General features: G+C 67.7%; 2 protein-coding genes and 3 pseudogenes. All 5 read right to left on the bottom strand.

What is annotated here, in order from left to right; translation table 11 throughout:
• Window positions 1–320, bottom strand: a pseudogene (locus tag IEZ15_RS43550) (IS6 family transposase); the annotation flags it as partial.
• 119 nt (window positions 321–439) lie between these two features.
• Window positions 440–559, bottom strand: a pseudogene (locus tag IEZ15_RS46670) (ISAzo13-like element transposase-related protein); the annotation flags it as partial.
• 255 nt (window positions 560–814) lie between these two features.
• Window positions 815–1,111 (bottom strand): annotated as a pseudogene (locus IEZ15_RS46270) (transposase domain-containing protein); the annotation flags it as partial.
• A 122-nt stretch (window positions 1,112–1,233) separates the two neighbouring features.
• A complete protein-coding gene (locus tag IEZ15_RS43540) occupies window positions 1,234–2,448 on the bottom strand; it encodes an NAD(P)/FAD-dependent oxidoreductase (protein WP_229846591.1) in 1,215 nt (404 codons plus the stop codon).
• 458 nt (window positions 2,449–2,906) lie between these two features.
• On the bottom strand, window positions 2,907–3,227 hold a 321-nt coding region (locus IEZ15_RS43535), incomplete at its 5' end, for a cupin domain-containing protein (protein WP_189282460.1).

Raw genomic sequence — 3,227 nt, 5'->3', positions numbered from 1 at the left:
AGTCTGCGGAAGAACCGCCGGGCCGCGGCAGTGTCCCGGCGGTTCTGCACGAGGATGTCCAGGACATTGCCATCCTGATCCACGGCCCGCCACAGGTACTTCCGCTCACCGTTGACCTTGATGAAGACCTCGTCCAGATGCCACTTGTCGCCGGGCCGGGGCTGCCGGCGGCGCAGCGCGCTGGCGTAGCACTGCCCGAACTTGGCACACCAGCGGCGGACCGTCTCATGCGAGACGACGACACCGCGCTCGAGCATCAGCTCCTCCACCTCACGGAAGGACAGCGGAAACCGGAAGTACAGCCACACACACAGTGCGAGATCACCTCAACCGGGTACCGATGGCCCTTGTACGACGGCGACACGTCCCCCACGGACAACCCTCTCCAGCCTGATCAACCCGAAGATCATCCCACTCAGCCAGCCAACGTGACAGCGCCCCAACGGCGGATCGATTCGACCGCGAAGGCTGCGGTGTCGTGATCCGTACCGACATTCACCCAGCCGGTGTCCGCCGCCAGATCGTAGATGCCATAAGGCAGGGCCTTGCCCAGTGCATCGCCGGGGAAGTTGAACCCGCCCACCGCCGCGTCGATCTGCGCGTGCGTGCCGCACTCGGTCAGTGTCACCACGCGCGCCTGCGGGAACCCCGCGGGCTGGCCGTTCTTGACCGGCCCGCCGAACGCGGCCCGGTTGGCCATCGTGTCCGGCGCATCCAGCACGAACCCGTCCACCGCAGCCAGCCGCATCCCACGATAGAAGGCGCCCTCCAAACCCACAGGAGCCAACGGGCCAGCCAGCTCGCGGAACAACGTCTCCAAGATCCGCGGCCCCAGACGCCTGCGTGCTCGCGTGAACGATGACTTGTTGGGGATGCTCTCGCTCAACTCCTGGATATTGCCGACCAGTTGCTCTGCCACGTCGTCGTAGGAGTCCTGCCGGAACAGGGCCAGGGCGAGCGTGAAGTAGACCATGAACCCGGCCGGCAGGGCGCCAACCTTCTTGTCGCGAACCCCGCATTTCTCCAGCACTTCGGCGACGAGCTCCGGGGTCACCCATCGAGTCACCACCCCCAGCCGCACATGCTCGGATAACCCCACCCACGGATGCATGCCGAGTCCAACGACCGGACCGCTGCGGGGTCACCGTGGACTGCTTGCAGCACTCAAGCAACGGCATTGGGTCGCGGGTTCGCAGTGGATGGAGTGAGGTTGCTATGCGGGTGCGGCCTGTGTCAGTGGACGTCGTAGATGCCTTGGTAGTGGCCGAGCGCGGTCGCGCGGATCTCTTCGTCGCTCCAGGTGGCGAAGCGGCCGGGTGCCAGCCGTTCGGGGTCGACGAGGAGGTTGCCGGTCTTCAGGAGCATGTTTGCGATCTGTCGGCCGATGCCTCCGGCGTGGGTCACCCAGGAGGCTTCCGCGAACCACAGGCCCGCTACCTCGGCCGCGGGGCCGGCAAGGGGGATTTCGTCGGGGGTCAGGGCGAACACGCCGTTGAGCCGACGTTCCAGTGGCGCTTCCCGGAAGGCCGGGACCAGGGCGGTGGCCTCGGTAATGGCGGTACCGAAGTCGGTTTCCCGGAAGGGGAGTTCTGCCGATGTGAGCGTGGGGGACGGGGCCAGCGGGAGTGGTGCGTGGGCGTAGCTTCCCAGTCCGTACCGGCGGCCATGGCGGCGGGTGTAGACCGCCTGGTCGGGGTAGCGGACGATCGGTGCGTCGATGGGGGTGTCATCGAGTTCGGGCAGTTCGGCGGTGAACAGGTAGGGGTGCTGGACGTCCACCATGGGCAGTCGCACGCCCGCTTCCGCTGCCAGGACGGGGCCCCAGATGCCCGTGGCGAGCACGACCTGGTTGGCCCTGCGCAGCTTGCCGTCCTTGCCCGCGCGGACGCCGACGATCCGGCTCCCTTCGGTCTCGAGCGCCAGTACGGGTGTGTTGAAGCGGAAGCGGGCTCCGCCTCTCTCGGCGGCATCGACGAGAGCGTGGGTGAGCGCGGCCGGGTCGGCGGCGCCGTCGGAGGAGATGTGCAGTGCGCCCAGAGCGTGTTCCGCGTCGACTAGAGCGGGGGCCAGCGCGACAGCTTCGGCGGCGTCGACCACCCGCGCCTCGATACCGAGGTGTCGACCGTGCTCGACATCTCGGTGGGCCTGTTCCATGCGGGCCGGGGTGGTGGCGATCTCCAGGCAGCCGACCTGCCAGAAGGCCGCTGTGGGCCCGCTCTCCGAAAGCGCGCGGTAGGTGGCGACGCTGTCCCTGGCAAGCGCGGCCAGTTCTGAGGTGGCGCTGAGCTGGCCGACGAAGCCGGGGGCCAGGCCGGTAGATCCGGGCAGAACCGTTCGGCGCCGGGCGTCTAGCACTGTCACCCGATCATGTCCCAGCTGGGTGAGGTGATATGCGACCGAGGCCCCCACCACGCCGGCCCCGATCACCAAGATCTCTTCGGTAGCCACGTCTTTCCTCTTTGACTGCATGGTCAAGTTCACCTCACTGAAGATTGGGTCTGGATGATCGATTCTGCGGCGTTCGGCGGATCGTAGGCCGGTGCATGCATGACCGGCCGGAGACGGGGGCCGACCGGAGAGTCGGCTGTTGTCGCAGGTGCAGTGTCGAGGACGGTGACCGCGTGTCCGGCCCGATTCTCGAGCCGGGCGTCGAGGAGTTCGTATGGTCCTGCCCGCTGGTGACGTGACCCGGCCGCCGACGGGCCGCGGGAGCGCCGACGTGCGGCTGGCGGAGCTGACAGACCGCAGTTGGGTGCATTACGTGCCGGACAACGGCTTGGCTGGCGTGCGGGTGATCAGGTGCTGTGCGGTGGGGGTTGTGTCCGGTGCGGGCGTGGTGCATCAGCTGGTCGAGGGCGTCGGCGAGGTCGGCCTCGTAGCTGTCGGGGTCGGGGTGGCGGGGGCGATCAGTAACGCTGACGGGCCCGCCGCCACGCGGCACTTTCCACGAAGAAGTTGTCGAAGCGCTCTTGCGAGTCCAGGAGTTCCTGTGGATCGGCCGTGCCCTTGCGGACACGGTCCAGCAGCCGGAAGTAGTCGAAGCGCTCGACGCCGGGGGTGATGATGATCAGTACGTCGGCGCCCGCATCGGGTTCGGCGGCAAAAGCGTGCGGCAGGCCTGGCGGCACGAGGAGGAAGTCTCCCTCGTCCGCAGTGATCACACTGTCCCCGGTCAGCGCCTGGAGCCGGCCGCCGAGTACGAAGAAGAGCTCGGCGGATCCGGTGTG

The organism is Streptomyces atratus (genome assembly GCF_014648655.1).
GTDB classification, from domain to species: domain Bacteria; phylum Actinomycetota; class Actinomycetes; order Streptomycetales; family Streptomycetaceae; genus Streptomyces; species Streptomyces atratus.
This window is presented reverse-complemented; position numbering and strand designations above follow the sequence as displayed.